Annotated in this window: 27 protein-coding genes; 22 read left to right on the top strand and 5 right to left on the bottom strand. The window is 63.0% G+C overall.

Annotation, left to right across the window (positions count from 1 at the left end; translation table 11 throughout):
- Window positions 1-63: 63 nt before the first annotated feature.
- Window positions 64-1,095: a divergent polysaccharide deacetylase family protein gene (locus tag VOI18_RS04905; RefSeq protein WP_323761293.1), complete on the top strand. Its 1,032-nt coding sequence runs from the start codon at window positions 64-66 to the stop codon at window positions 1,093-1,095.
- Here VOI18_RS04905 and trpE read toward each other — a convergent pair.
- Entirely contained in the window at window positions 1,081-2,577 is a 1,497-nt protein-coding gene (gene trpE, locus VOI18_RS04900; protein ID WP_323761292.1) for an anthranilate synthase component I, read from the bottom strand. The genes VOI18_RS04905 and trpE overlap by 15 nt on opposite strands.
- Complete coding sequence (locus VOI18_RS04895) at window positions 2,574-4,511, bottom strand: peptidylprolyl isomerase (protein WP_323761291.1); 1,938 nt, start codon at window positions 4,509-4,511, stop codon at window positions 2,574-2,576. The genes trpE and VOI18_RS04895 overlap by 4 nt, the downstream gene beginning before the upstream one ends.
- A 175-nt stretch (window positions 4,512-4,686) precedes the next feature.
- Between VOI18_RS04895 and tpiA the strand changes: the two genes are divergently transcribed.
- The 4 genes from tpiA to VOI18_RS04875 all read left to right on the top strand — a co-directional run bounded on the left by tpiA (window position 4,687) and on the right by VOI18_RS04875 (window position 8,678).
- The gene (gene tpiA / locus VOI18_RS04890) at window positions 4,687-5,418 is read left to right on the top strand and encodes a triose-phosphate isomerase (protein WP_323761290.1); all 732 of its coding nucleotides are present in this window, start codon (window positions 4,687-4,689) and stop codon (window positions 5,416-5,418) included.
- A 90-nt stretch (window positions 5,419-5,508) separates the two neighbouring features.
- Entirely contained in the window at window positions 5,509-6,555 is a 1,047-nt protein-coding gene (locus VOI18_RS04885) for a response regulator receiver protein (protein ID WP_323761289.1), read from the top strand.
- 90 nt (window positions 6,556-6,645) lie between these two features.
- Complete coding sequence (gene secG, locus VOI18_RS04880) at window positions 6,646-6,972, top strand: preprotein translocase subunit SecG (RefSeq protein ID WP_323761288.1); 327 nt, start codon at window positions 6,646-6,648, stop codon at window positions 6,970-6,972.
- A 77-nt stretch (window positions 6,973-7,049) separates the two neighbouring features.
- Window positions 7,050-8,678 (top strand): CTP synthase, encoded by a 1,629-nt coding sequence (locus VOI18_RS04875; RefSeq protein WP_323761287.1) that lies wholly within the window; start codon window positions 7,050-7,052, stop codon window positions 8,676-8,678.
- 145 nt (window positions 8,679-8,823) lie between these two features.
- Here the strand turns inward: VOI18_RS04875 and VOI18_RS04870 are convergent, their stop codons facing one another.
- Entirely contained in the window at window positions 8,824-10,212 is a 1,389-nt protein-coding gene (locus VOI18_RS04870; protein WP_323761286.1) for a pyridoxal phosphate-dependent decarboxylase family protein, read from the bottom strand.
- A 127-nt stretch (window positions 10,213-10,339) separates the two neighbouring features.
- Between VOI18_RS04870 and VOI18_RS04865 the strand changes: the two genes are divergently transcribed.
- The 14 genes from VOI18_RS04865 (at window position 10,340) to VOI18_RS04800 (ending at window position 22,205) form a co-directional block, all read left to right on the top strand.
- Window positions 10,340-10,993, top strand: coding sequence for a head GIN domain-containing protein (locus tag VOI18_RS04865; RefSeq protein ID WP_323761285.1), 654 nt, complete (start codon window positions 10,340-10,342; stop codon window positions 10,991-10,993).
- A gap of 133 nt (window positions 10,994-11,126) precedes the next feature.
- Window positions 11,127-11,309, top strand: coding sequence for a 50S ribosomal protein L32 (gene rpmF / locus VOI18_RS04860; protein ID WP_011643350.1), 183 nt, complete (start codon window positions 11,127-11,129; stop codon window positions 11,307-11,309).
- Between the two features lie 155 nt (window positions 11,310-11,464).
- Window positions 11,465-13,135: a formate--tetrahydrofolate ligase gene (locus VOI18_RS04855; RefSeq protein WP_323761284.1), complete on the top strand. Its 1,671-nt coding sequence runs from the start codon at window positions 11,465-11,467 to the stop codon at window positions 13,133-13,135.
- A gap of 147 nt (window positions 13,136-13,282) precedes the next feature.
- Window positions 13,283-14,557, top strand: coding sequence for a phosphopyruvate hydratase (gene eno / locus VOI18_RS04850; RefSeq protein WP_323761283.1), 1,275 nt, complete (start codon window positions 13,283-13,285; stop codon window positions 14,555-14,557).
- Between the two features lie 287 nt (window positions 14,558-14,844).
- Window positions 14,845-15,150 carry an FtsB family cell division protein gene (locus VOI18_RS04845; protein WP_323761282.1) on the top strand — a complete coding sequence of 102 codons (306 nt, stop codon included), beginning with the start codon at window positions 14,845-14,847 and terminating at the stop codon, window positions 15,148-15,150.
- A 162-nt stretch (window positions 15,151-15,312) separates the two neighbouring features.
- Window positions 15,313-16,359, top strand: coding sequence for a pyruvate dehydrogenase (acetyl-transferring) E1 component subunit alpha (pdhA, locus tag VOI18_RS04840; RefSeq protein WP_323761281.1), 1,047 nt, complete (start codon window positions 15,313-15,315; stop codon window positions 16,357-16,359).
- Window positions 16,356-16,745, top strand: coding sequence for a VOC family protein (locus VOI18_RS04835; protein ID WP_323761280.1), 390 nt, complete (start codon window positions 16,356-16,358; stop codon window positions 16,743-16,745). Before pdhA ends, VOI18_RS04835 begins: the two co-directional genes overlap by 4 nt.
- Window positions 16,742-17,152: a hypothetical protein gene (locus VOI18_RS04830; RefSeq protein WP_323761279.1), complete on the top strand. Its 411-nt coding sequence runs from the start codon at window positions 16,742-16,744 to the stop codon at window positions 17,150-17,152. The genes VOI18_RS04835 and VOI18_RS04830 overlap by 4 nt, the downstream gene beginning before the upstream one ends.
- 53 nt (window positions 17,153-17,205) lie before the next feature.
- Entirely contained in the window at window positions 17,206-18,597 is a 1,392-nt protein-coding gene (locus tag VOI18_RS04825; RefSeq protein WP_323761278.1) for a pyruvate dehydrogenase complex E1 component subunit beta, read from the top strand.
- A 5-nt stretch (window positions 18,598-18,602) separates the two neighbouring features.
- A complete protein-coding gene (locus VOI18_RS04820; RefSeq protein WP_323761277.1) occupies window positions 18,603-19,013 on the top strand; it encodes a hypothetical protein in 411 nt (136 codons plus the stop codon).
- The gene (locus VOI18_RS04815) at window positions 19,013-19,435 is read left to right on the top strand and encodes a GFA family protein (RefSeq protein WP_323761276.1); all 423 of its coding nucleotides are present in this window, start codon (window positions 19,013-19,015) and stop codon (window positions 19,433-19,435) included. Before VOI18_RS04820 ends, VOI18_RS04815 begins: the two co-directional genes overlap by 1 nt.
- Window positions 19,436-19,451: 16 nt before the next feature.
- Window positions 19,452-20,780, top strand: coding sequence for a pyruvate dehydrogenase complex dihydrolipoamide acetyltransferase (locus VOI18_RS04810; protein ID WP_323761275.1), 1,329 nt, complete (start codon window positions 19,452-19,454; stop codon window positions 20,778-20,780).
- 8 nt (window positions 20,781-20,788) lie between these two features.
- On the top strand, window positions 20,789-21,193 hold the full coding sequence (locus tag VOI18_RS04805) for a hypothetical protein (RefSeq protein ID WP_323761274.1): 405 nt from the start codon (window positions 20,789-20,791) through the stop codon (window positions 21,191-21,193).
- Window positions 21,194-21,422: 229 nt separating this feature from the next.
- On the top strand, window positions 21,423-22,205 hold the full coding sequence (locus tag VOI18_RS04800) for an acyl-CoA thioesterase (protein ID WP_323761273.1): 783 nt from the start codon (window positions 21,423-21,425) through the stop codon (window positions 22,203-22,205).
- 1 nt (window position 22,206) lies between these two features.
- Here the strand turns inward: VOI18_RS04800 and VOI18_RS04795 are convergent, their stop codons facing one another.
- Complete coding sequence (locus VOI18_RS04795) at window positions 22,207-22,881, bottom strand: 2OG-Fe(II) oxygenase (protein ID WP_323761272.1); 675 nt, start codon at window positions 22,879-22,881, stop codon at window positions 22,207-22,209.
- 54 nt (window positions 22,882-22,935) lie between these two features.
- Entirely contained in the window at window positions 22,936-23,352 is a 417-nt protein-coding gene (locus VOI18_RS04790) for an ACT domain-containing protein (protein ID WP_323761271.1), read from the bottom strand.
- A gap of 79 nt (window positions 23,353-23,431) precedes the next feature.
- On the opposite strand from VOI18_RS04790, the gene VOI18_RS04785 reads away from it, so the two are divergent.
- From VOI18_RS04785 to VOI18_RS04775, 3 genes are all read left to right on the top strand, one after another.
- Complete coding sequence (locus tag VOI18_RS04785; protein ID WP_323761270.1) at window positions 23,432-23,803, top strand: cupin domain-containing protein; 372 nt, start codon at window positions 23,432-23,434, stop codon at window positions 23,801-23,803.
- A gap of 125 nt (window positions 23,804-23,928) precedes the next feature.
- The gene (lpdA, locus tag VOI18_RS04780; protein WP_323761269.1) at window positions 23,929-25,329 is read left to right on the top strand and encodes a dihydrolipoyl dehydrogenase; all 1,401 of its coding nucleotides are present in this window, start codon (window positions 23,929-23,931) and stop codon (window positions 25,327-25,329) included.
- 84 nt (window positions 25,330-25,413) lie between these two features.
- A complete protein-coding gene (locus VOI18_RS04775) occupies window positions 25,414-26,076 on the top strand; it encodes a hypothetical protein (protein ID WP_323761268.1) in 663 nt (220 codons plus the stop codon).
- Window positions 26,077-26,258 lie beyond the last annotated feature (182 nt).

The following is a 26,258-nucleotide window of genomic DNA, read 5'->3' as shown; positions in this document are numbered from 1 at the left end:
GGATTTCGCCAATCCCGGGAATGCATTAACGACTGATTAACCACATTCCAGCGTGCTGGTGACATGTCCGGACCCGTCATTCCGCCCATCAAGGCCCGTCACTCCGCGATCCCCGCTTTTGCCGGGGCGCTGGCTGCTGCCGCGTATCTTCTTGGTGCTGTTGTGTTTTCGGTCGCAAGCAAGGGCGGTTTCCCGACCCTTTCAGTGGCATCCGCAAACAGTCCCGAACAACATCGCTCGGTTCGGGTGAACCCGATCCGCAATTTTGATTCGGTCGAGGGCGGTGGCACTGAGGTGGCCCTGGCCGCGCTTGCCGCTCCGATCGACGGGGCCGCATCAGATATGAGCCCCGCGGCCGTCGACCCGGTACGCAGGCCCGCCGCGCTGGCCTCGCGACCGCAGATCGTGCTGGTCATCGACGATGTCGGACTCGACGTCGCGGCCGCCGAACGGGTGATGCAGCTGCCGGTTCCGCTAACCGTGGCAATCCTGCCCTATGCCGATGCCTCGATCGCGTTGTCCGCGCTGGCCCGTCGACACGGGCATGACGTGTTGCTGCACATGCCGATGGAACCGGTCGGACTGGCCGACCCGGGGCCGAATGCACTGCGCCTCGGGCTCAGCGATGCCGACCTGCAGGCGCGATTGCGCTGGGCCATGTCCCGGGTGCCTGGCGCCATCGGGCTCAACAATCACATGGGAAGCCGTTTCACCGCGGACCCGCGGGCCTTGCGCGTGGCACTGTCCGCTGTCAGCCACTCCAATCCCCTGTTTCTCGACAGTCTGACCACGGCACAAAGCCGCGGGCGGGCGGTTGCCGCGGGTCTAGGATTGCGCGCCTTGGAGCGTGATATTTTCCTCGACCATGATCGCGACGCGGCGGCAATCACCGAGCGCCTGACCGAGGCCGCCGAATTGGCGAGACGGGACGGACATGCGGTCGTGATCGGTCACCCCCACGCGCTGACCCTTGATACCCTGGCCGCCTGGCTGGACAGCCCTGACGCGCAGGGGCTGGACTTCGTCACCGCGGGATCGCTGGCCGACCGGTTGTTCGTGGCCGAACCGGGCCTGCAGGCTTCAGTGGTCGAGTGAGTCGATCGCGGCGCGGAACAGCGCCTCGGCCTTGTTGACCGTCTCGACGCGCTCGGACTCCGGATCACTGTCCAGCACCACACCGGCACCCGCCTGGACGTACATGCGGCCATCCCTGAACACGGCGGTGCGCAGCGCGATCGCGGTATCCATGCCGCCGCCCGCACTGAAATAGCCGACCGCTCCGGCATAAACGCCGCGCCGGTGTGGTTCCAGCTCGTCGATGATCTCCATCGCCCGGACTTTTGGTGCGCCGGACACGGTGCCGGCCGGAAATCCGGCAAACAGGGCCGAAACGACATCCTCACCATCGGCCAGGTCGCCTTCGACATTGGACACGATATGCATGACGTGGCTGTAGCGTTCCACAATTTCACGCGCGGTGATCCGGACAGAGCCGGGTTTGGCGATACGGCCGACATCATTGCGACCGAGATCCAGCAACATGAGGTGTTCGGACCGCTCCTTCGGATCGGCCAGCAGGTCGGCCTCGTAGGCGTCATCCTCGGCCGGTGTCCGGCCGCGCGGCCGGGTGCCGGCGATGGGACGGATGGTGACGACATCATCGCGCAGCCGGACCAGGATTTCCGGGCTGGATCCGACCACTTCAAACCCGTCAAAGCGGAAAAAGAACAGGAAGGGCGAGGGGTTCAGCCGTCGCAGGGAGCGGTAGACCCAAAACGGGTCGGCCGGATAATCCGCCGAGAAACGTTGGCTGGGCACCACCTGAAAGGCATCCCCGGTCCGGATATAGTCACGCGCCTTGTCGACAGCGGCGCGATAATCCTCGGCACTGCGATTGGACTGACGCGGGCCGACTTCGCCGGTCGGCACCCCTTTCTCCGGGGTCGCCGCGGCCAGCTTTTGCAATGTCGTTTGCAGGCGCTCGACCGCCGCGTCATAGGCTTCGCGGGCGGAGAAATCACCGGGACGGACCGGGCAGTAAACCTGGATTTCCTGCTTCAGCGCATCGAAGACCACCATCGTCTGCGGGCGCAGCAAGGTCGATTCGGGCAGGCCAAGCGGGTCCGGCGCAGCGCCCTGGGGCAGGCGCTCCAGATAGCGCACCATGTCATAGCCCAGATAGCCAAACAGGCCCGAGGCCAAGGGCGGTGCATCGATGGGCAGGGGGCAATGCGCCGCTTCGATAACCTCACGCAATGCGTCCATCGGTGCGGTGTCGAGCGTCGTGAACGTTCGCGCCGCGACGTCCACGCCGCGGGCTTCGCTGACCACGCCGTCCCGGCATCGCCAGATCAGGTCCGGATCCAGGCCAATGGCCGAATACCGGCCACGCCAGGCTCCACCCTCGACCGACTCGAGCAGGAAGGTATTGGGCTGGCTGTCGGCCAGTCGCAGATAGGCCGCGACCGGGGTCAGAAGGTCATCGACACGCCGGGCCTGGATGACGCAGGTCTCACCCCGCTCCAGCTGGGCCGCGGCGGTTGCGAAGTCAGGCGTGATGGCCGCGTGCGGCGTCATCTTTGCGTGCTGGGATCGGTCTCACCGATAGCGAGTGAGTACAGGCGGCCGTCAACCGACTCGTCGGTGATCCCGTAATCCCGGATCAGGTACTCCCGGGTTGCCGCGACGACGTCATTGCCCAGCTCTGTGGTGAGACTGGATTCAATACCGGCGAGATCAGCGGCCGGCGCTGCCGCGATGTCGGCCGGGATGATTTCGTCGACGGTGAAGACCAGATACCGGCCTTCGCCGATCTGCAGCATTTCGTGGGTGCCGGGCTCGGTGGTGAAGGCGAGGGACACGGCATTGCGCGTGAAACCGCCGGCCGTCTGTCCACGTTTCAGGGTCGCGGTTTCCGTTCGGCCAACCGCAATCAGGCTCACCGTTTCCATGTCCAGGCCCGCCTCGAGCTGCGCCAGCGCGTCTTCGGCGCGGGCCTGCAATTGCGTGTCGATCTGGATCGAGCGCCAGCGTCTTTCCGCCTGCTCGCGGACCTCGTCCAGTTCGAACGGGCGACTGGGAATGACTTCGTCAACGCGAAGCGTGTAAAAATCGGTCTCGTTATAGCTTTCCAGATTGGTCTCGAAGCCTTCGAGCTGGTCGAACGCTGCCGGCAGGATTTCCGGGGCAAGCGCCTCATAGCGCTCGACATCATACTGGAGGTCCGCGTCGACCGAGTTGACGGTCAAGGGCTGGAAGACTTCCAGCGGCGTTCCTGATTCTTCCGCGGCGATTTCCAACGACGCACCGGTGGCGCGCACGGTCTCGAAAGCCGAGATGGCGTCATACATGTCGTCGGTCGCCTGGGCCCGGGCCGCATCCGCCTGCAGGCGAGGGCGTTCGTCCTCGAATGTGGGCTGGACGGCGTCCACGGCGGTATCGACAATGACGGCACTCCAGCCAAAACGTCCGGCAATCGCGCGGGCTTCACCGGCTGACATGGCAAACACGGTTTCGCCCAATCCTTCATCGGGGATCTCGAACTGCTGAACGTCGGTCTGGGCCAGCGGTGCATCAAGTCCCAGTTCGGTCGCGATCGCCGCCGGGCTCTCGCCGGCGGACAGACGGCTGGCCGCATCCTCGGCAACCGCCTGATCGCTGGCGGTCAGCTGGGTGAAGCTGCGCAGGGCCGGCGTGCCGATCTGGTTGGTGGCGATCTCGTAATCGTAAACCTCCCGCAGGGTCGCCTCGTCGACGTCGACATCGCGAATGAAGTCTTCCAGCTGGAACCGAACCAGCGTGATCGCGCGGTATTCCGGACGGGTGAAGAGCGGTTCGCCATTGGCGCCGGGCGTTTCGTCGACAAACGCCTGCAAGACGTCATCGCTCGGGTCCTCGATTTCGTCGGCGGTCGACGCATCGATCACCAGGCCCGTCATCCGCCGCTGTTCCTCGGCCACGAGGTAACGGGTGGCGGCGATCTGGTCGGGAAGGTCGGTGAAGCCGGCCAGGGTGGCCATCAGTTGCGACCGCAGCAGGTCGCCCTCGATATCGCGGGCGAACTGATCTTCGGTCATGCCCGATCGTTGCAGGGCCGCGGCCATGGTGTCGCGATCAAAACGGTCGGTCACCGGATTGCGGAAAGCCGGCACATCGGCAACTTCGCTGACAATGGCGACATTGGAAATCGCCAGACCCAGGTCACGGGCGCGGGCGGCCATGGTCGCCATGGAAATCTGCTGTTGCAGGACCTGGTAGGCGATCCCTTCCTCTCGTGCCATTTCGCGGGTCACGTCCGGGTTCTGCTCCTGCAGCCGAGAAACCTCGCGGTTGAAGGCGACAGCCATCTCGCGCTGGCTGATCCGTTCCGGACCAACCACCACGACGGCATCACCGCTGCCGGTGAAGATACCTCCAGCCCCCGGCATGGCGATGGCGAAGGACAGAACCAGCAGAACGATGATGACCAGCGCGAGGGGCGACTGGGCGAAAGCTCGGAAATTGGAAAGCATGAGACCGGGATGCCTTTGAAAAACGTCGCGCGGAAGGTAGCGGCGAGGTATGGCAGTCGCAAGCGTCAGGGGCGGTTGGTCTGCGATTGTGGGTGCTGGGCGTTGCCCGAGCCGGATTTGATGAGTACTCCTGCCGCTCCGGTCAGGGGCTGGATTGACGGATAGGGGAGGCTTGATGTCGCGGCGCACACTCATTGCAGGCAATTGGAAGATGAACGGGCTGTCGGGGGCGCTCGGCTATTTTGACGCGGTCGCACCGGTCGCGGCGCAGGCCGCCGCAGACATATTGGTCTGCCCGCCCGCAACCTTGCTTTACCCGGTCGCACGGGCCTGTGAAGGAACGCGGATCCGGGTCGGTGCACAGGATTGTCACGCGCATCAGAGCGGCGCCCATACCGGCGATCTGTCCGCATCGATGCTGCGGGATGCCGGCGCCAGCCATGTGATCGTGGGGCATTCCGAGCGACGCGCCGATCATGGTGAAAGCGACCGCAACGTCCAGGCCAAGGCCGCAGCCGCCATCGCCGCCGGCCTTGTGCCGGTGATCTGCGTTGGCGAGACATTGGCCGAGCGGGAAAGCGGGGAGGCCATTGACGTGGTCGCACGGCAACTGGCGGGCTCCCTGCCGGACAATTCTGCAACCGTGGATCTGGTAATAGCTTATGAGCCGGTCTGGGCGATCGGCACGGGGTTGGTGGCGTCGCCAGCCGATGTCGCGGACATGCATGCGGCCATTCGCGAGCGTCTGCCGAACCCGGCAACCACCTGTATTCTCTACGGGGGTTCAGTAAAGCCTGCCAATGCTGCCGAGCTGTTGTCCCTGGCCGATGTCGATGGCGCTCTGGTTGGTGGAGCGAGTCTCGATGCAGCTGATTTCAGTGCGATAATCCGGGCCGCCGGTTCCTGACGTCCAACAGTGCGGTAAGTGGATTGAAACCAATTCGCGTCATGCTCCTGGCTTGAGTTTCCATTAGCCGTTGCTGGAGCCGAACCGAGTATGGCCGAAATCGACTACGCCCGGGCCCCTGTGCTCCTGTTTGATCCTGTGCATGTGAACCAGCGAACCTCGCGCTATGCGTTGTTTGAAATCGGATTCCGGCAGATCGAATGCGTGGCCACGCTGCCTGAGTTCAAATCGGCGATCACCGAAAGCGCACCGGCAATGATTGTCGCCGAATCCAGCGCGAGCGACGCCGATATTTTCAACCTGGTCCGCAGCATCCGTCGCAGCGAGCTGGGGTCCAATCCCTTTGTGGTGATGCTCCTGACGACCTGGAGCCGCGATACCGGGCATATCCGCCAGGCGATTGAATGTGGCGCCGACGACGTGATCGTCCGTCCGTTCTCGACCATGTTCGCCGAAGAGCGGGTCAGGACATTGATCCGGGGCCGCAAGGACTTCATCGTGACTTCGGACTATATCGGTCCTGACCGGCGCAAGGATGCCGACCGGTCGACCGATGCGCTGCCGATCACGGTGCCGAACTTTCTCAAGGCCACGGTCGAGAATGACGAGGCGGCGCTCAACAATGGACGCCAGCAGGTGCACGAGGCCCGCGAGGCGATCACCGCGGAGCGGGTGCGCCGGGTGGCCATGCGAATCGTCATCTCCGTCGAGCTCGAAGCGTCGAAGGAAACCGGCAGCAAGGTCCCCATCTCGCTTGACGTCAATGACCTGCAGCGTGCCGCGCGGGAATTGCGGGCGCATGTGATCCGGGCTGGTCGACGCGAAGCCGCCGAAGTCGCTGAAGCACTGATCGACCAGATCGGAACGCTGGGCGATGGCCGCAATGCCGAAACCGGAAACCTGAAACTGGTCAAGGAACTGGCGATGGGCTCCTATGCAGCTTTCGCCAATGGCGACACCATCGAGCGTTCGAAAGACGAAATCGGCCGGACCGTTTCCAATCTGCGCAAGCGCCTGCAGGCGCGGGCCGAAGCCGCCAAGCGGAAAGCGCAACTGGCGGCCAGTGAAGCCCCGGCCGGTACCGCAAACGGTGCTGGCCAAGCGGGGTCACCTGCTATAAAACGCGCCGCCATGTGACCGGGCGGTGCTGGCATCGCACCGGAAGCTCCTTATATAACAGGTCGAGCCGCCCGATGAGGCGGCGCGACCCGATTTATGGCGGTATTCATGACCACAGTCCTTTTGATCATCCAGCTCCTGGTCGCCCTTGGTCTCATCGGCGTCATCCTGCTGCAACGGTCTGAGGGCGGTGCCTTGGGTATCGGCGGCGGCGGTGGTGGTGGCGGCATGATGTCCGGACGCGGCGCGGCCAATATCCTGACCCGCACAACCATGATCCTGGGCGCGGTGTTCATCGGCAATTCGATCCTGTTGGCGATTGTCACCGGCGTTGCGGCAGACGGCACCAGCGTGTTCGATACCGAGATCGACAATCCGGCAACAGGCGTTGTCGAGCAGGACGAGTTGGGTACTCCGGTACCCACTGACGGCTAGCCCGGTCCGCATTTAATCATCACATATTTCAACTCGCGTCTTTCGAGGCGTCCGAATCTGGGATAATCAGACGGCCCATGCCGCGATATATCTTCATTACGGGCGGCGTGGTCTCCTCTTTGGGGAAGGGCCTCGCTTCAGCTGCCATCGGAGCCCTGCTTCAAGCGCGTGGATATAAAGTCCGCCTGCGCAAGCTGGATCCCTATCTCAACGTCGACCCGGGCACGATGTCGCCCTATCAGCATGGCGAATGCTATGTGACCGATGACGGGGCCGAAGCCGACCTCGACCTGGGTCACTACGAGCGCTTCACCGGCGTTGCCGCCAGCCAGGCCGACAATATCACCACGGGACGGATCTATTCGCGCATTATCGAGCGCGAGCGCCGCGGCGATTATCTCGGCGCGACCGTGCAGGTCATTCCGCACGTCACCGACCAGATCAAGCAATTCGTCCTCTCGGACGCCGGCGATGTCGACTTCGTCCTGTGCGAGATCGGCGGCACGGTCGGCGATATCGAGGGCCTGCCCTTCTTCGAAGCGATCCGGCAGCTCGGCCAGGAGCTGGGCGAGGGCAATGCGGTCTTCCTGCACGTCACCTTGCTGCCCTTCATCAAGGTCGCCGGCGAGATGAAGACCAAGCCGACCCAGCACTCGGTGAAAGAGCTGCGCTCGATCGGCATCCAGCCTGATATCCTGCTGTGCCGCTGCGAGATACCGATCCCGCCGGGCGACAAGCGCAAGATCGGCCTGTTCTGCAACGTCAAGGAAAGCGCCGTCATCGAAGGTCGTGACGCCGCGTCGCTCTATGATGTGCCGCTGGAATACCACCGTCAGGGCCTGGACACCGAGATCCTGCGCTGCTTCGGCATCGACGACGCACCGGACCCCGACCTGACCCGCTGGGAAGGCATTTCCGACACCATCGCCAATCCTGACGGCGAAGTGACAATCGGCGTGGTCGGCAAATATGTCGGCCTGCTGGACGCCTACAAATCCCTGATCGAGGCGCTCGCCCATGGCGGTATTGCCAACGGGGTGAAGGTCAAACTCAAATGGCTCGACAGCGAGCAATTCGAGAAGGATGACCCGTTCGAGCCACTCGAAGATGTTCACGGCGTCCTCGTACCAGGCGGCTTCGGCGAGCGCGGCGTCGAGGGCAAGATTGCCGCGGCCAAATTCGCCCGCGAGCGCAAGGTTCCCTTTTTCGGGATCTGCTACGGCATGCAGATGGCGGTTCTGGAAGCGGCACGCAACCTGGCCGGTGTCGACGAAGCCGTCTCGACCGAGTTTTCCGACGGTGGCGAATCAGTCATCGGCCTCCTGACCGAATGGACCCGCGGCAATGAAGTCGAAATCCGCTCCGTTGATGGCGATATGGGTGGCACGATGCGTCTTGGCGCTTACCCGGCGGTCCTCAAGGAAGGCTCCAAGGTCCGCGAGATCTACGGCCAGGCCCATATCGAGGAGCGTCACCGCCACCGCTATGAGGTCAATGTCGGCTACAAGGACAGACTGGAAGCCTGCGGCCTGACCTTCTCCGGCCTGTCACCCGATGGCGTTCTGCCGGAAATTGTCGAGATCGAGGACCATCCCTGGTTCATCGGCGTGCAATTCCATCCGGAACTCAAATCGCGGCCCTTCGAACCGCACCCGCTGTTTGCGAGCTTCATCGCCGCGGCGCTCGAGCAGAGCCGGATGGTTTAGGGGCGAGAGCCTCACGCACCTGTTTGTCATCCCTGTCGAATGTCCGGCGCAGGCCGGACGCAGAACAGGGACCTAATTACCTGCAATCACATAGGTCCCTGACTTTCGCCCGGCCTGCGCCGGGCGTCCATCAGGGATGACAAAATTACGGCGCCAACAACGCCCCAATCACCCCCACAGCCGCCATCACATCCTCCCGCGTGCAATCAAACTGCCCGACCTGGAAGCGGATCACATAGCGGCCGTCATGGCGCGTCTGTGTGAGATAGGTGCGGCCATCGGTATTGATGCGTTCCAGCAGGTCCGCCGTCGCTTCATCACCTGTGTCACAGGCAAAGCTGAACAGGCTGAAACGGGGCTCGGTGGTGATCTCGAGGCCGGGCAGGGCGCGGATGGCCTCGCAGGCCTCGTTTGACCAGGCAATGTGGTTGCGGATACGGGTTCGCAAACCCTCCAGCCCGTAGGCGCGAATCAGGAACCAGAGCTTCAAGGCGCGAAAGCGGCGGCCGAGCGGGATGGTCCACTCAGAGTAATTAATCGCGTCCTCCATGCCCGGCGTTTCCAGATAGTCCGGGCGCAGGGTCAGGGATTTGAGCTGGTCGGTCGGGTCGCGCAGGAATTGCACCGAACAGTCGAACTGCGCGCCGAGCCATTTGTGCGGGTTGAAGACGATCGAGTCGGCCTGGTCGGCACCGGCCCAGACATGGCGCAATTCCGGACAGATCATTGCCGAGCCGGCCCAGGCGGCATCGATATGTGTGTAGAGGCCCTCGGCCTGCGCAACCTCGATGATCGCCGCGACCGGATCGCTGGCGCCGATCGAGGTGCCGCCGACACAGATCACGATACCGGCGGGCAGATGTCCGGCGGCGCGGTCGGCCTGGATGGCCGCGCGCAGGGCCTCCGGATCCATGCCGAAATCATCGGTGGTGGCGATCTTGACCAGATTGTCCTGACCGACGCCGGCCACCCAGCAGGCCTTGTCGACTGAGGAATGCGTCTGCGCCGAGGCATAAATACGCGGTGCTTTTTCTCCAGCCAGGCCCGTACGGATGCCGCGCCAGTCGAGTGCCCGCTCACGCATGGTCATGATCGCGGAGAGCGTGGCCGAGGAGGCACTGTCCTGGATCACGCCGCGCCAGCCATAGGGCAGGCCGACCGCCTGACGCAGCCAGTCCACCATGCGGGTTTCCATCTCGGTCGCGGCCGGCGAGGTCTGCCACAGCATGCATTGCGCCGCCATGGTCGAGACGAGCTGTTCGGCCAGGACCGAGGCGGGCGCGGCATTGGCCGGAAAATAGGCGAAGAAGCGCGGATGCTGCCAGTGGGTCATGGCATCGGGGACGATCCGTTCGAAGTCGGCGAAGATTTCGGCCATGCCGGTGGCGTCTTCAGGCGGCGTGACGGGCAGGGCGCCGAGCACGTCTCCCGGCCTGGTCCGGGCGCGCACGGGCCGGTCGCGCAAGGTTTCGAGATAGCGCACGGACCAGTCGGCGATGCGCCGTGACCACAGGCCAAATTCTTCGAGCTTCATCGTCATCCCCGGTTGCGGTCGCGGCTTTTTTACATTGCCCGTGCATCTAAACCCATTGTCACACGCATCCGGAGGACAATGCCGCTATCCTGTGGCCAAGGGATCATACGGGATCAAGGAGACGACCATGCGTTTTGAACGCCTTACCATCCTCGCGAGCACCGCCCTCGCGGCACTGGCTCTCACTGCGCCGGGCTTTGCCCAGGACAGCGAGATCCGCGATCTCACCGGCTTCACCGCGATCGACGCCAATGGCGGATATGAACTGGTGGTGGTTCAGGGGGACACTTTTTCGGTCGAGCTGGTCGGTGATGCCGACGATTTCGACGACATCGAGACCGAGGTCAATCGCGGCACGCTCGCAATCGATCAGGACACAGGCTGGTTCTCGCGGCGGCACAGCCTCGATGTTGTCGTCCAGGTCACCCTGCCGGCCATTGAAGAGCTGGATTTCGGCCGCGGGCTCAGGGCCGAGGTCTCGGATATTGATTCCGACCAGCTGGAGGTCGAAGTATCCACCGGAACATCCGTCCGTTTGTCTGGCCGTTGTGGGTCCCTCGAAATCGATGCCTCCACCGGCACATCGCTGAATGGGCGCAATCTTGTCTGTGCCCGCGTTGACGTCGACGCGTCGACCGGCGCGTCGGTGTCAGCTCACGCCACGGAGGCTTCGGACAGCTCGGCCAGCATGGGCGCGTCGATCCGGATTCACGGCAATCCGCCATCCCGCGATGCTCGCAGTTCCATGGGCGGATCGGTCAGCCATCCTGCTGGCGGCTGACACGATTGGCAGCGTGGCCTGAATCAGGCCGCGCGCCATGCTTGCACCGCGTTGATTAAGCCTGTATACGGCGCGGCTCGAACGGATGGTGAAAGCTGTCCCGACCACTGATTCATAGCGCTGGAGAGGCTCAATGGCCGTCCCTAAAAGAAAAACGACGCCGAGCAAACGCGGCATGCGCCGGGCCCACGACGCCCTGTCGAGCCCGGTCTATATCGAAGACAAGGACAGCGGCGAGCTGCGCCGTCCGCATCATGTCGACCTGAAGTCGGGCATGTATCGCGGTCGCCAGATCCTCGAGCCGAAGGACGACTGAGTCGTCTCCGGCTGACCGGTCCGCCGGTCAACATAGCTGACACGAAAACGCGCCGGGCTATAGCCGGGCGCGTTTTTCTTTGTGCGTTTGCGCCGGCCGCTTGCACTCGGCCCCAACATGCCCAAACTGTCGGCAACCAATCGACAGGGGACGACATGCGCAGTGATATCGAAATCGCCCGTGCGGCGAACTTGAAGCCTATGGCTGAAATCGCGGCCGGGCTGGGCATTCCCGACCATGCCCTCATTCCCTTCGGTCGCTCCAAGGCCAAACTGTCCGGTGAGTTCATTGCCGGTCTGCAGGACCGCCCGCGGGGCAAACTCATCCTGGTAACCGCGATCAGTCCGACCCCGGCGGGCGAGGGCAAGACCACGACCACGGTCGGTCTTGGCGATGGGCTGTCGCGGATCGGCAAGAAAGTCGCCATCTGCCTGCGCGAGCCGTCGCTGGGTCCCTGCTTCGGCATGAAGGGCGGGGCGGCCGGCGGCGGCATGGCCCAGGTCGTGCCGATGGAGGATATCAATCTCCATTTCACTGGTGATTTCCACGCCATCACCTCGGCCCACAACCTGCTCGCCGCGCTGATCGACAATCACGTCCATTGGGGCAATGAGCAGCAGATCGACAGCCGTCGCATTGCCCTGCGCCGCGTGCTCGACATGAATGACCGCTCCCTGCGCAATCTGGTCACCGGGCTGGGTGGGCCAGCCCATGGCACGCCGCGCGAGGGCGGGTTTGACATCACCGTGGCCTCGGAAGTCATGGCGATCCTGTGCCTGGCGCGCGATCTGGCGGATCTGGAAGAGCGACTGGGCAATATCGTCGTCGCCGAACGGGCCGACCGCAGCCGGGTCACGGCGCGCGATATCGGTGCCGCCGGAGCGATGACGGTTCTCCTGAAGGACGCCTTCCAGCCCAATCTCGTACAGACCCTGGAGCACACGCCGACCTTTATCCATGGCGGCCCCTTCGCCAATATCGCCCATGGCTGCAACACGCTGGTCGCCACCGACACGGCGCTGCGCCTGGCCGACTATGTGGTCACCGAGGCCGGATTCGGGGCGGATCTCGGCGCCGAAAAATTCTTCGACATCAAATGCCGCAAGGGCGGTCTGGAACCGTCGGCGGCCGTCCTGGTCGCCACGATCCGGGCGCTGAAGATGAATGGCGGCGTCGCCAAGGATCAGCTCGGCAGCGAGAATGTTGCCGCCGTCGAAGCCGGTTGCGCCAATCTGGGTCGCCATATCGAGAACCTGGCCAAATTCGGCGTGCCTGTGGTGGTCGCGATCAACCATTTTACCGCCGATGGCGAGGCCGAGGTTGCTGCCGTCCAGGCTTATTGCGAAGCACGCGGTGTGAAGGCTGTCCTGGCGCGGCACTGGGCCGATGGCGGTCAAGGCACGGAAAAACTGGCCAAAGCCGTCAGCGACCTCGTGGAAGGCGGCGCGAGCCGGTTCGCCCCCCTCTATCCGGACGACATGCCGCTGGTCGACAAGATCGAGACCGTGGCCAAATCCATTTACCGCGCCGGATCGGTGACCTTTGAACGCTCGGCCCGCCTGCAGCTGGAGCGCTGGCAGGAGGCCGGCTACGGGCACCTGCCCGTGTGCATGGCCAAGACCCAGTACTCCTTCTCCGCGGACCCGGCCCTGACCGGGGCACCCGAGGGCCATGAACTGCCCGTGCGCGAGGTGCGCCTGTCGGCGGGGGCCGGTTTCGTGGTGGCGGTCTGCGGCGCGATCATGACCATGCCCGGGCTGCCGCGGAAGCCGGCGGCGCTGGACATCCGGTTGAACACGGCGGGGGACGTTGAAGGCCTGTTCTAGGTCAGGCTTTTGCACGAACGCGTCGGTTAACCGTACTAATTTCGGGTGTTCGCGGTAACACGACGGATTCCCCGCACCGGCGGGCTTGCGTATGGGCCAACCTTGGTTATGAAGCGCGCAACGCGCCCTTACCTTGAAGAGAGTCCCATGACCGCCATCACCGACATCATCGCCCGCGAAATCCTCGACAGCCGCGGCAATCCGACGGTTGAAGTCGATGTCTTGCTGGAAGACGGATCCTTCGGCCGGGCCGCTGTCCCGTCGGGCGCCTCGACCGGGGCCCACGAGGCCGTCGAGATGCGTGATGGCGATGAGCGCTATGGCGGCAAGGGTGTGTTGAAAGCCTGTGACCTGGTCGAGGGCGAAATCTTCGAAGCCATCGCTGGCATGGATGCCGAGGATCAGCGCCGAATTGATGAGGCGATGATCGAGCTGGATGGCACCGCCAACAAGGCCCGCCTCGGCGCCAATGCCATGCTGGGCGTGTCGCTGGCGACCGCTCATGCCGCTGCCGACGTTCAGGCTCTGCCGCTCTATCGCTATATCGGCGGCATGAATGCACGCGTCCTGCCGACCCCGATGATGAACATCATCAATGGCGGCGCCCATGCCGACAATCCGATCGACTTCCAGGAATTCATGATCATGCCGGTCGGCCTGCCCAGTTTCTCCGAAGCCCTGCGTTGCGGTGCCGAGGTCTTTCATGCCCTCAAATCGCGTCTGAAGGCGGATGGCCTGAATACCAATGTCGGCGATGAGGGCGGGTTCGCGCCGCATCTTCGCTCGGCCGAGCAGGCGCTTGACGTGATCATGGATGCCATCGAAGCGGCCGGCTACAAGCCGGGCGAGGACGTCGCCCTGGCGCTCGATGTTGCTTCGACGGAGTTCTACAAGGACGGCCAGTACGTTCTGGAAGGTGCCGATGAGAGCCATGACGCCGACGGCTTTGCCAAGTATCTGGAAAAGCTGGCCAATAAATACCCGATCGTTTCGATCGAGGATGGCATGGCCGAGGATGACTGGGATGGCTGGCGCGCCCTGACCGAGCGTCTCGACGGAAAATGCCAGCTGGTCGGTGATGATCTCTTCGTCACCAATCCGGAGCGCCTGGCGAAAGGGATCGAGACCGGGGCGGCCAACGCGATCCTGGTCAAGGTCAACCAGATTGGCACGCTGTCAGAGACCCTGGACGCCGTCGATATGGCGCTGCGCTCGGGCTATGGCGCCGTGATGAGCCACCGGTCCGGCGAGACCGAGGATGCCACCATCGCCGACCTCGCCGTCGCCACCAATTGCGGACAGATCAAGACTGGCTCACTGGCCCGTTCCGACCGCACCGCCAAGTATAACCAGCTGCTGCGAATCGAGAGCCAGCTGGGTGAGACGGGCATGTTTGCCGGACCGTCGGGTCTGGCCAGCTAGGGTTCGGGGCACTCACCGTCCTTGTCATCCCCGCCGGATAGCCTGCGGATGCAGGCTGCAGGGCAGGGACCTAACTTCCTGCAATCACTTAGGTCCCTGACTTTCGCCCCGCCTTTGCGGGTCGTCCATCAGGGATGACAAACAGGGGCTATCCAGCCCCATTCCGGCCCAACCCCTTACCCAGAGCTGAATCCCGGATTCACGACTCCTAAAGTGTGATCGTGTTGAATCACCCGTACAGAAGAACACGGTGCAAAAGCGCCGGTCTCAACAAGGGTGTACGGGTTTTGGACGCGATCAAGCGCTTCTCCACAACAGCATTGCTGACCGTTGCGATTGCCTATTTCGGCTATCACGCGCTGACGGGCGAGCAGGGTGTTTTGAACTGGATCGTGGTGGAAACCGAGATCAGCGAAGCCGAGTCCGAGCTGGCATTGGCTGTCGCCGAACGCCAATCGCTCGAGGTCACCGCGGCCCGTTTGCGCTCTGACAGCCTTGATCTCGACTATGTCGAGGAGCGGGCCCGGGACATTCTCAATGTCGCCCATCCGCGTGAATTCATCGTCGAGATTGATACCGAAGACCGCCGCTGATTCTGGCGTTGAGCCGACCGGTCTGAGGCGAACGATCCCGTGCCTTCCGATTTCCCCATCTGAGTGAATCACCGCTTGGTGCTTGCCCGTGCAGTGCGTCATCTGCTATGCGGCGATGGACGTCAGATGGGAGCGCGAAGGTTATATTTCGCGTGCGAATTAATGACCAGCAAGCGCACTAGCAAGACCGCCGCATCCAAGTCGGCTGCCAAATCGACCAAATCAGTGGCACCGGGAACGGCCGGAAAAGACGAGCTGCTTCAGTATTATCGCGACATGCTGATGATGCGCCGGTTCGAGGAAAAGGCCGGCCAGCTCTATGGCATGGGTCTGATCGCCGGCTTTTGCCACCTCTATATCGGCCAGGAAGCGGTCGTCACCGGCATCCAGGCGGCGCTGGAAGAGGGCGACCAGGTCATCACCGGTTATCGCGACCACGCGCACATGCTGGCCTGCGGCATGGACCCCAAGGGCGTCATGGCCGAGCTGACCGGCCGCGAGGGCGGCTATTCGCGCGGCAAGGGCGGCTCGATGCACATGTTTTCCCGTGAGAAGAATTTTTACGGCGGTCACGGCATTGTCGGCGCGCAGGTGGCGCTGGGCACGGGTTTGGGTTTCGCCGATTGGTACAAGAATAACGGCAAGCTCTCGGTGGCCTATTTCGGCGACGGCGCGGCCAATCAGGGCCAGGTCTATGAGAGCTTCAACATGGCGAAGCTGTGGAACCTGCCGGTCATCTATGTGATCGAGAACAACCAGTACGCCATGGGTACCTCGGTCAAGCGCGCCTCCTCGGAAACGGCGCTGCACAAGCGCGGCATCTCCTTCGGCATTCCCGGCGAGGAAGTCGACGGCATGGATGTCGAGGCGGTCAAGCGCGCCGCCGAAAAAGCCGTCAAGCACGCCCGTGGTGGTAGTGGCCCCTACATTCTGGAAATGAAGACCTACCGCTATCGCGGTCACTCCATGTCCGATCCGGCCAAATACCGCACCCGCGAGGAAGTCGACGACATCCGCTCGCACCACGACCCGATCGACCTGATCAAGAAGCGCCTGGTCGAAGGCGGTCATGCAACCGAAGACGAGCTCAAGGCGCTCGACAAGGACGTGAAAGCCATCGTCAACGAGGCCGCCCAGTTCGCCAAGGACAGCCCGGAGCCGGATCCGTCGGAGCTTTATACTGACGTGCTGGTGGAGGTCGGGTCTTGACCGCACGCCTCGCCAATTTCGAAATTCATGCGTCCGACCCCGACGCTACGGTTGCCTTCTACACCGCGGCCCTGGGTTGGACGTTCAAACCGATGTCCTTCGGTGAGGTGCGTTACTGGCAAATCGTGACCGCCGACGGGATGCCGTCCGGTCGCCTGATCAAACGTCATGGCGATGGCCCGCAAGCGGGCGCTGCCGTGATGGGTGCGGTGATCACGGCGCTGGTCGATGATATCGATGCGGCCTGCGCCAACACCGCCGAAGCTGGCGGCGTGCCGGCGATGGAAAAATTTCCAATCCCGGGTGAGGGCTGGCAGGCCTATTTTCTCGACCCGGATCACAATGTGTTCGGCCTCTTCCAGGCGGACCCGGGAGCCGGCTCATGACCCCGCAAGTGAAACACTTCCTCGACAACTGGCACCAGGCCGTGCGTGAGCGTGATGCTGTTCGCCTGTCCTCGATCATTGCCGAGGGCTGCGAGCTGCATTCGCCGGTGGTGTGGAAGCCGTCAGCCGACAAGCATTACCTGCTGCACATCCTGATGGGTGTGATCACGGTGGTCGAGGGCTTCGACTATCGCCAGGAATGGGTCGACGGCAATGAGCTGATGCTTGAATTCACCGGCACGGTGGAGGGCAAGGGCCTCGTTGGCATCGACAAGATCACCCTCAATGATGCCGGCCAGATGGTCCGTATCGAAGTGCTGATCCGCCCGATGAACACGCTGATGGAATTTGCCGGCAAGATGCGCGAGCACGCCCTGCGCTACAAACCCGAAGCCGCCAACGGTTGATGCCGTGCCGGTCTCCGGCGCTTGACAAGATTTGACACAGGACAGGTAGAGCCATGTCGATTGAAATCCTTATGCCGGCCCTTTCTCCGACAATGGAAGAGGGCACGCTCGCCAAGTGGAACATCAAGGAAGGCGACACCGTCGAGAGCGGTGACGTGATTGCTGAGATCGAGACCGACAAGGCGACGATGGAAGTCGAAGCGGTCGAGGAGGGCGTGGTCGCCAAGCTCCTGGTCGCCGAAGGCACCGAGAATGTGAAGGTCAATGCGCCGATCGCCATCCTGGCCGAGGATGGCGAGGATGCCAGCGCGGTCGAGGCGCCCAAAGCCAAGACTGAAGCGCCAACCGAGAGCGCGTCGGACGAGGATGCTGATGAGGCGCCGGCGTCTGACGGCTCTGTCGAAGTCATCGAATACAGCCGGCCCGACGCCTCCGACCCGGACATTCCCGAGGGCACCAAGATGATCTCCACCACGGTCCGCGACGCCCTGCGCGATGCGATGGCCGAGGAGATGCGCCGCGACGACACCGTCTTCGTGATGGGTGAGGAAGTCGCCGAATACCAGGGGGCCTACAAGGTCACGCGCGGCCTTCTGGACGAGTTTGGTCCGCGCCGCGTGGTCGACACGCCGATCACCGAGCACGGCTTTGCCGGCCTCGGTGTCGGCGCGGCGTTCAACGGCCTGAAGCCGGTCGTCGAATTCATGACCTTCAACTTCGCCATGCAGGCCATCGACCACATCATCAACTCCGCCGCCAAGACGCTCTACATGTCAGGCGGCCAGATGGGTTGCCCGATCGTTTTCCGCGGTCCCAATGGCGCGGCCAGCCGCGTCGGTGCCCAGCACAGCCACGACTATTCCTCCTGGTACGCCAATGTGCCGGGCCTGAAAGTCGTCGCGCCCTATGACGCTGCCGACGCCAAGGGCCTGATGAAGGCCGCCATTCGCGATCCCAACCCGGTCGTCTTCCTCGAGCACGAGCTGATCTATGGCGAGAGCTTTGACGTGCCGGACGTGGAAGACTGGGTCCTGCCGATCGGCAAGGCCAAAATCCGCCGCACGGGTTCTGACGTGACGATCACCGCGCATTCCCGCATGGTGGGTTACGCGCTTGAGGCCGCTGAGATCCTGGCCGGCGAGGGCATCGACGCCGAGGTGATCGATCTGCGTACCTTGCGTCCGCTGGACACGGATACCGTGGTGGAATCGGTCAAGAAGACCAATCGGATCGTCTGCGCCGAAGAGGGCTGGGGCCGCATGGGCGTCGGCGCCGAGATCGCTGCCGTCGTCACCGCCGAGGCCTTCGACTATCTCGACGCCCCGCCCGCCCGTGTCCACCAGAAAGACGTCCCGCTGCCCTATGCCGGCAATCTGGAAAAGCTCTCCCTGCCGGGCGTGGACGATATCGTGAAGGCGGTGAAAGCCGTCTGTTACGCGGAGTAGGGATTGTGTTTGACTACGCCGAGGCGGAATTTGCGCACTGGGATGGAGGGCTTCCTGAAGGGACGCATGAACTGCTGGCGCATCGACATCAATTTGGCGAACTCTCCATGACAATCATCGTTCATGGTGCTGGCGACCAGAAACAAGCGGCGTTCGAGCTTCTGGCACGCCCGGATTGGTTTTGTGTTTTTGACGACGAGCGTCAGCAAACGGGTTTGATTGGTGCTGTTGCGAAGGCTGGCCTTGGTCCTGGAATGTTTGAAATCGTGAACTCGTCATTGATCACCACGCTACAGCAAAGTGAGCCGCTATTTATTGTTGGTGACAAAAAGGTTCGTCACTGGGTGCTTCTCGGGGTGGAGAGTTGCTGCCATATCGTGGCGTCCGACGAGCCCAAACTCCGCAGGATTTACTGATGACCAACTCCCCCACCAAATCCTGGCGCCACGGTGAGTGTCATTGCGGTGAGGTCGGCTTTGCCGTGAACCTGCCGGACAGTGTCGTGGCCCTGTCGTGCAATTGCTCGATCTGCGCCAAGACCGGCTTTATTCATCTCATTGTCGAGAAAGACGATTTCAAGATCGAACGCGGCGCGGAGAGCCTGACGACCTATACGTTCGGCACGCATGAGGCCAAGCACCTGTTCTGCTCGAAATGCGGCGTGAAGAGCTTCTATGTGCCGCGCTCGCATCCCGATGGCTGGAGCGTCAATCTGCGCGCGCTCGACGCCGATGCCGACCTCCAGCTGCGCTTCGAGGAATTCGACGGCGCGAACTGGGAAAAGAACGCTTCCAAGATCAACCCCGAACTGGCCCAACCGGGCGCCAATGACGCCTGAGGCGAGGACTGAAACCATGTCGATTGAAATCCTGATGCCCGCCCTGTCGCCCACCATGGAAGAGGGCACGCTCGCCAAATGGCACGTCAAGGAAGGCGATACCGTCGAGAGCGGCATGGTCTTGGCCGAGATCGAGACCGACAAGGCGACGATGGAAGTCGAGGCCGTCGATGAAGGCACGGTCGGCAAGATCCTGGTCGAGGACGGCACTGAAGGCGTCAAGGTCAATGCCGTTATCGCGATCTTGCTGGAAGAGGGTGAAACGGAGATTTCTTCCCCTGTCGAAGACGGGGGGAGTGGGGCGACCGAAGGTCGGGTCGATGGGGGCGATGACACCAAGAAAGACGCCACGTCGGCCACGAAGCCTGCGGCTTCGGCCCCCTCTGCCGGCAAGGCCGACATCTCCCCCGCAAGCAGGGGAGAAAAAAAGGACGGCGACCGCATCAAGGCCAGCCCGCTGGCCAAGCGCATCGCCGCCGACAAGGGGCTGGACCTCAAAATCATCGACGGATCAGGCCCCTATGGCCGGATCGTCAAACGCGATGTCGAGAACGCCCAGCCGTCACAGGCGGCTGCATCAACGCCCTCCGAGGCCCCCGCTGCCAAGCCCGTCGACATGGACGACCCGCTCAAGGCCTATGGCATTGCCCGCGACCGCTACGAGGTCGAAAAGGCCGACAGGATCACCAAGATCTCGGCCAAGCGCCTGGCGGACAGCTTCCGCGATATCCCGCATTTCCCGCTGACGGTTGATTGCCGGATCGACGCGCTGATGGATTTCCGCAAGCGCGTGAATGCCGCCGCCGAGAAGGATGGCGACAAGGTTTCGGTCAATGACATCCTGATCAAGGCCTCCGGCCTGGCCCTGAAGAAAGTCCCGGCCGCCAACTCGTCCTGGATCGAGGGCGGCATGATTGCCCGCCACAAGCATGCCGATGTCTCCATGGCCGTGGCCATTGAAGGCGGGCTGATCACCCCGATCATCGCCGATGCGGATCAAAAGGGCCTGGTGCAGATCTCCCGCGAGTCGAAAGACCTCGCGGCACGCGCCCGTGATCGCAAGCTGAAGCCGGAAGAATTCCAGGGCGGCACCTTCTCGCTGTCCAATCTGGGCATGTTCGGCATCGACAGCTTCGCCTCCATCATCAATCCGCCGCAGGGCATGATCTTGTCGGTCGGGGCCGGCGAGCAGCGCCCGGTCGTCAAGGACGGCGCCCTGGCCATCGCCATGGTGATGACGGTGACGCTGACCTGCGACCACCGCGTCGTTGACGGTGCGACAGGTGCGAAGTGGCTGCAGGCCTTCAAGACCTATGTCGAAGATCCGATGACGATGTTGATGTAGGTGCGGGCGTGACCGAACACTGTTCTTGCTTCGGCAAACTGGCGAACGGATTCGATGGACCTCCGTCCACCGGCTGGAAATGGGTCTCTGCCCAAAGAGGCGAGGCGGCATTTTCAGATGACGCAATTCGCTTCAACGGACAGGAATTTAGGTTTGAGAACGTCGAAAAACTTCGCCTCTATCGCCTCAAATCCGTGCTGGGGTTCGTCTACGGTCGTGTTGTCCAGTTCCAACATGGCGGCGAGTGGTGGAATATCGGTCTGAGTGCTTGGTGTTCCGGATGGAAATCCCTTCCGGAGGAGATTGAAGTTTCAACAACCCGCTTGCGCGTTGGGATTGGCGGTTGGCTTTACCGTGGCGCTTTCTTTGGCGGACTCGGATTTCTCGTTTGGTGGACAGTCTTTGCAGGTTAGTCGCTTTGGTTCGTCGAGATGCGGCGCGTCGCGCGGAAAGGGACATTGGTCTCTTGTCAGCCAGCAGGCCTCAGCGTGTTTCTTCAGTCAAGGGCGCCCAAGGCGCCGCGCTGCGGGCATGCCCCTTGACTGAAGAAACACGCTGAGGCGTCGTCTCGGCAAGCGATCAATGGGCGGGTGTGCGCAAGCGCCGGTCGTCTGATATCACCGACAAAGTGAGACCATCCCCATGACCCAACCCCGACATCTCGCCGAAATCCGCCATACCGATCTCGTTTTCCCGGACCAGAGCAATCACCAGGGTTCTTATTTCGGTGGCGCGGCGATGGCGGAGATGGACAAGATCGCGTTTCTGGTCGCGGCCCGTCACGCCCGGCGGCCGTTCGTGACCGCTTCCTGTGACAAGCTGGATTTCGTGGCGCCGGTCCATGTCGGCAATCTGATCGAACTGACCGGACAGGTGCGCATGGTCGGTCGCACTTCGCTCATCGTCGATGTCGAGCTGGCGGCGGAGGACCTGACCACCGGCGCGCGTCACGTCTGCACCCGTGGTGCCTTCACCATGGTCGCCGCGGACCGCAAGACCAATCCCGACCGATTGCCGCCATCGCCCGACGCCGCCCCGAATTTCGCGCCGAGCCCGCCAGCCTATGCGCGCACGCTGCAACTCGTCTTTCCGGGCGATACCAATCATCTCGGTCAGCTGTTTGGTGGCAATGCCATGTCGATCATGGGCAAGGCCGCCTACATTGCCGCCTCGCGCCATACGCGTTTCGATGTCGGCATGGCAGCATCCGACAAGATCGACTTCATCGCACCGACCCGCGAAGGCGAAATGCTGGATGTCATCGCCGAAGTCATCAAGGTCGGCCGGACCTCGATGACGGTCAGCGTCCTCGCCGAGGCCGAGGACTTGATGACCGGCGAGCGCCGCAAGGTCGGCACGGCGGATTATGTGATGGTTGCCCTGGATGATGAGGGCCGACCGACGCCGGCCGGTGCGCTGGGCTAGTCTAGGGTGCGATCGGCAGGACCCGCGCCTGCAGCGCCGGCGCCAGGCCGCGATCATTGCAGCGATGCCAGCCGGCGATCGAGAAACGCTCGCGGTGCGAGACCATCACTTCGTGCGGGATTTCCTCGGACAGGAAGAGCGCCAGCGTGCCGAATTCCGGACGCAGCTCGGTCAGGATATCATCGCCCTCGCCATGGATGCGCAAATGGCCGCCATCGCCCTCCCGCCAGTTCGGGTTCAGGTAGAGCACCGTAGAGAGCACCCGGTTGCGGGCGCCGCGGAAACTGTCGAGATGGCGTTTGTAGAAGGCACCTGCCTCATAGACCGCGAAATGTGCCTCGAAGGCGAAAAGCCCGAGCATGAGACGGGCATTGATCTGTTGGCGCAGGGCTTCGGCAAAGGCGAAATAGGTCGCCTGGCCCGGCGTTGAGCCATCGAGCCATTTCGTCTTGTCGCGGCGGACGCGGGCGATCAGCCCGTGATCATCGGCGCGGCCAATACCGGCCGGTGTGAGGCCATCCTCCTGCCACAGCGCCTCGGCCTCCAGGCGCAAGGCGGCCAGCATGTCGGTATCGGTCAGGCGCGCCGCGACATATCCGGGCCCGGCGAGAGCATCGCAGACGGTGTCGATGTCGAGGGCGGGCAGGCCGGTCAGGCCAGACGGGATAAGGCTCAAACGCAGGGTCCGATCAATCAGGGTGCGCGCTGGTACGCCGGGTCGGACGGACCGTCAATCGAATTCGCGCCCGCTCGCACGGGCCAGCGCCTTCAGCGCGGCGAGGGCGTCTCCGAGCCGGTCTTCCGGGACGAACACGTGGTCATGGAAATAACCCGCCACCGGATTGCAACCGATCCCTTCGGCGGCGAGGGCGGCTGCGACATGCGCCATGAACCCGACAGCCTCAAGCGAGGAATGGACCGCCAGTGTGATCCGCCGGCACGGGAAGACCGGCTCCAGCCCGGCGGCCTCGGCCTCGTCGAAGGGCAGAATCAGGGTGACCCCCTGGGCCTCGGCAAAGCGCATCAGGGCCTGACCTGCGAACGGGTCCAGACGGGCAGCCGGGCCGGTGACAAATCCATAGCGCGCCGGGTCCGGCTCGGGCCGTAATCCAGCCAACAGGACGTTCAGATCACTGATACCGGTCATTTCGAAGCGCTCCCGCTTGCCGCTAGAATCGTTGCTATAAGCGACAATGAATAGTGAGTCGCACGAGGGGAGCGGACAGATGACGGTAGAGGTGATCTCTCTGGTGGAGAAGCACAGCCAGTTTGACGAACCCTGGTCGCCCAAGCGGATCGCCAAACTCGACAATTACGAGCTCAAGCTGGCCAAGGGCGAGGGCAGTTTCGACTGGCACTGCCATGAGGATGAGGACGAATTGTTCTTCATCAGCCAGGGCATTCTGAAGATCGAGATCGAGGGACAGGACCCGGTCCTGCTGGGCCCGGGTGAGCTGTGTGTGATCCCCAAGGGCGTGCGCCACCGTCCCGTCACCCAGACTGAAACCGTCCACATATTGCTGATCGAGAAGGCCGGCGTGACCAATACAGGCGACAATCCCGACAGTGACCTGACCCAGGAACTTGTGGACCTGTAGCCCGCTCCGCCGCCGCATCCACCGCCAGGGTTTTCGTGTACGCCATTGATCTGGACGGGGGCAACTGCTATCCCGCGAACAGATTGTACGCATCTATTTCGTATGCAAAATAAATGAGGATGGCCATGAGCGCAGGCGCTTTCGACGTGATCGTGATCGGTGGAGGCCCGGGTGGCTATGTGGCCGCGATCCGCGCTGCGCAGCTGGGCTTCAAGACCGCCGTCGTGGAGCGCGACAAGCTGGGCGGCATCTGCCTCAACTGGGGTTGCATCCCGACCAAGGCCTTGCTGCGGTCGGCCGAAGTCTATCACCTCATGCAAAACGCGGCTGATTTCGGTCTCTCGGCCGAGAAGATCGGGTTCGACATCGACGCGGTGGTCAAGCGCTCCCGCAAGGTGTCATCACGCCTGACCGGCGGTATCGGCATGCTGATGAAGAAGCACAAAGTCACGGTGATCGAGGGCTCAGCCTCGCTGGACAAGGGCAAGGACGCCCCGACCGTGGTTGTCGGCAAGGATCGCTACACCGCCAAGCATGTCATTCTCGCCACCGGCGCGCGGGCGCGTACGATCCCGCAAGCCGGGCTCGAGCCGGATGGCGACAAGATCTGGACCTATCGAGAAGCCATGGTGCCGACCGAGATGCCCAAATCCCTGCTGGTCATCGGTTCCGGCGCCATCGGCATCGAGTTCGCCAGCTTCTATTCGACGATGGGCGCCGATGTGACGGTCGTTGAGATGATGGACCGCGTGCTGCCGGTCGAGGACGCGGAAATCTCTGCCTTTGCTGCCAAGAGCTTCAAGAAACAGGGCCTGAAGCTGAAAGTCTCGGCCCAGGTCGAAAAGCTGGAGAAGACCGCCAACACGGTGAAGGTCCACGTCAAGGACGCCAAGGGCAAGGTCGAGGTGGTCGAGGTCGAGAAGGTTATCATGGCCGTCGGCATTGCCGCCAATATCGAGAATATGGGTCTGGAAGCCCTCGGCGTGAAGGTCGACCGGGGCCATGTCGTCAATGACGGCTTCGGGCGCACCAATGTAAAAGGGCTTTACGCCATCGGTGACGTCGCCGGCCCGCCCTGGCTGGCGCACAAGGCTTCTCACGAGGGTGTGGTGTGCATCGAGAAGATCGCCGGTGAGAACGTCCACGCGTTCGAGACCGGCAACATCCCGGGCTGCACCTATTGCCACCCGCAGGTCGCCTCGGTCGGCCTGACCGAAGCCAAGGCGAAAGAAGCCGGGCACGACGTCAAGGTTGGCCGCTTCCCCTTCGTCGGCAATGGCAAGGCGATCGCGCTGGGCGATGACCAGGGCCTGGTGAAAACCGTCTTTGATGCCAAGACCGGTGAGTTGCTCGGCGCCCACATGGTCGGTCCGGAAGTGACCGAGATGATCCAGGGCTATGTGGTCGGCCGCCAGTTGGAGACCACCGAGGCAGAGCTCATGCACACGGTCTTCCCGCATCCGACCCTGTCGGAAATGATGCATGAAAGTGTGCTCGACGCGTACGGGCGCGCGCTTCACATCTAGCAATCGGAATTATATCCACTCGCTTGCATCCAATTGACCGGCGCAGTGCATCCCATGGGCAAACCAGACCCTTGCGAGGATGCCATGCTGACCCGATCCCTTCTCTGCGCCGCGACCGCATTTGCGCTTGGCGCCTGCACCTATTCGGTGTCGGGCCACGGTGATGACCGTTCCATTGAATCCGCCGGCCTGGTGGCGTCGCGAGACGTCAATGTCCCCGGCGATGCCGATTTTTCCGGCATGTTCGTCGGGGCCGATGGCGACGTGGGAGGCGATCTGGAGCTCGCTGGCGCGAGTGTCCGTTCAAACGCCCGTGTTGGCGGTAATCTTCTCGCCGCGGGAGGGCGGGTCCGGTTTACCGGCGAGGTGGCTGGAAATGTCGAGATCGATGCCGGAACCGGCTATGTCGATGCCATCATCCACGGGGATGCGACGGTCGCCGCCGGCCGGATCACCTTGGATGGCCGCATTGGCGGTGCCCTGGAAATGGATGGCGGTCGCATGACATTGCGGGCCGTTGTGGCGGGGCCGGTACAGATCCGCGGGCATGGCCGCGATGACGGACGCAATGGCCGGGTGGATGTAGAAGGCCAGTTGCAACAGGGCGGCCTTATCTGTGCGTCCGAGGTCAATATCCGCAGAAGCGCGCGAATTGGTGGCGAGTTGCTGGTGATTTCGAACCAGCGACCGGACGGTGAGGGTTTTGCCTACGAGGCCCTGGCCGGTCGCGATTGCGCACACATCTGAGTTCAGCCTGGCGGCCGTGTGGTCCATCTGACGGTCCGGCGGACACAGGAGACCGATCCGTGGCGGTCAGGCCCGCACCAGGCCGACCTATCCCGTTTCGGGGTCTGCCCATCAAGCTTCCTGTCCGGAAGCCAGCCATCCCAAGCCCCCTTGTCCCGGCTGGATGTGACAGACCCCGAAAA

The organism is Maricaulis sp. (assembly GCF_034670125.1).
Lineage (GTDB): Bacteria > Pseudomonadota > Alphaproteobacteria > Caulobacterales > Maricaulaceae > Maricaulis.
The sequence above is the reverse complement of the archived record's forward strand: the minus strand, read 5'-3'. Positions and strand labels throughout refer to the sequence as shown.

Coding starts and splice junctions, on each gene's coding strand:
- VOI18_RS04905 (WP_323761293.1), top strand. CDS start 64: ATGTCCGGACCCGTCATTCCGCCCATCAAGGCCCGTCACTCCGCGATC.
- trpE (WP_323761292.1), bottom strand. CDS start 2,577: ATGACGCCGCACGCGGCCATCACGCCTGACTTCGCAACCGCCGCGGCC.
- VOI18_RS04895 (WP_323761291.1), bottom strand. CDS start 4,511: ATGCTTTCCAATTTCCGAGCTTTCGCCCAGTCGCCCCTCGCGCTGGTC.
- tpiA (WP_323761290.1), top strand. CDS start 4,687: ATGTCGCGGCGCACACTCATTGCAGGCAATTGGAAGATGAACGGGCTG.
- VOI18_RS04885 (WP_323761289.1), top strand. CDS start 5,509: ATGGCCGAAATCGACTACGCCCGGGCCCCTGTGCTCCTGTTTGATCCT.
- secG (WP_323761288.1), top strand. CDS start 6,646: ATGACCACAGTCCTTTTGATCATCCAGCTCCTGGTCGCCCTTGGTCTC.
- VOI18_RS04875 (WP_323761287.1), top strand. CDS start 7,050: ATGCCGCGATATATCTTCATTACGGGCGGCGTGGTCTCCTCTTTGGGG.
- VOI18_RS04870 (WP_323761286.1), bottom strand. CDS start 10,212: ATGAAGCTCGAAGAATTTGGCCTGTGGTCACGGCGCATCGCCGACTGG.
- VOI18_RS04865 (WP_323761285.1), top strand. CDS start 10,340: ATGCGTTTTGAACGCCTTACCATCCTCGCGAGCACCGCCCTCGCGGCA.
- rpmF (WP_011643350.1), top strand. CDS start 11,127: ATGGCCGTCCCTAAAAGAAAAACGACGCCGAGCAAACGCGGCATGCGC.
- VOI18_RS04855 (WP_323761284.1), top strand. CDS start 11,465: ATGCGCAGTGATATCGAAATCGCCCGTGCGGCGAACTTGAAGCCTATG.
- eno (WP_323761283.1), top strand. CDS start 13,283: ATGACCGCCATCACCGACATCATCGCCCGCGAAATCCTCGACAGCCGC.
- pdhA (WP_323761281.1), top strand. CDS start 15,313: ATGACCAGCAAGCGCACTAGCAAGACCGCCGCATCCAAGTCGGCTGCC.
- VOI18_RS04830 (WP_323761279.1), top strand. CDS start 16,742: ATGACCCCGCAAGTGAAACACTTCCTCGACAACTGGCACCAGGCCGTG.
- VOI18_RS04825 (WP_323761278.1), top strand. CDS start 17,206: ATGTCGATTGAAATCCTTATGCCGGCCCTTTCTCCGACAATGGAAGAG.
- VOI18_RS04815 (WP_323761276.1), top strand. CDS start 19,013: ATGACCAACTCCCCCACCAAATCCTGGCGCCACGGTGAGTGTCATTGC.
- VOI18_RS04810 (WP_323761275.1), top strand. CDS start 19,452: ATGTCGATTGAAATCCTGATGCCCGCCCTGTCGCCCACCATGGAAGAG.
- VOI18_RS04800 (WP_323761273.1), top strand. CDS start 21,423: ATGACCCAACCCCGACATCTCGCCGAAATCCGCCATACCGATCTCGTT.
- VOI18_RS04790 (WP_323761271.1), bottom strand. CDS start 23,352: ATGACCGGTATCAGTGATCTGAACGTCCTGTTGGCTGGATTACGGCCC.
- VOI18_RS04785 (WP_323761270.1), top strand. CDS start 23,432: ATGACGGTAGAGGTGATCTCTCTGGTGGAGAAGCACAGCCAGTTTGAC.
- lpdA (WP_323761269.1), top strand. CDS start 23,929: ATGAGCGCAGGCGCTTTCGACGTGATCGTGATCGGTGGAGGCCCGGGT.
- VOI18_RS04775 (WP_323761268.1), top strand. CDS start 25,414: ATGCTGACCCGATCCCTTCTCTGCGCCGCGACCGCATTTGCGCTTGGC.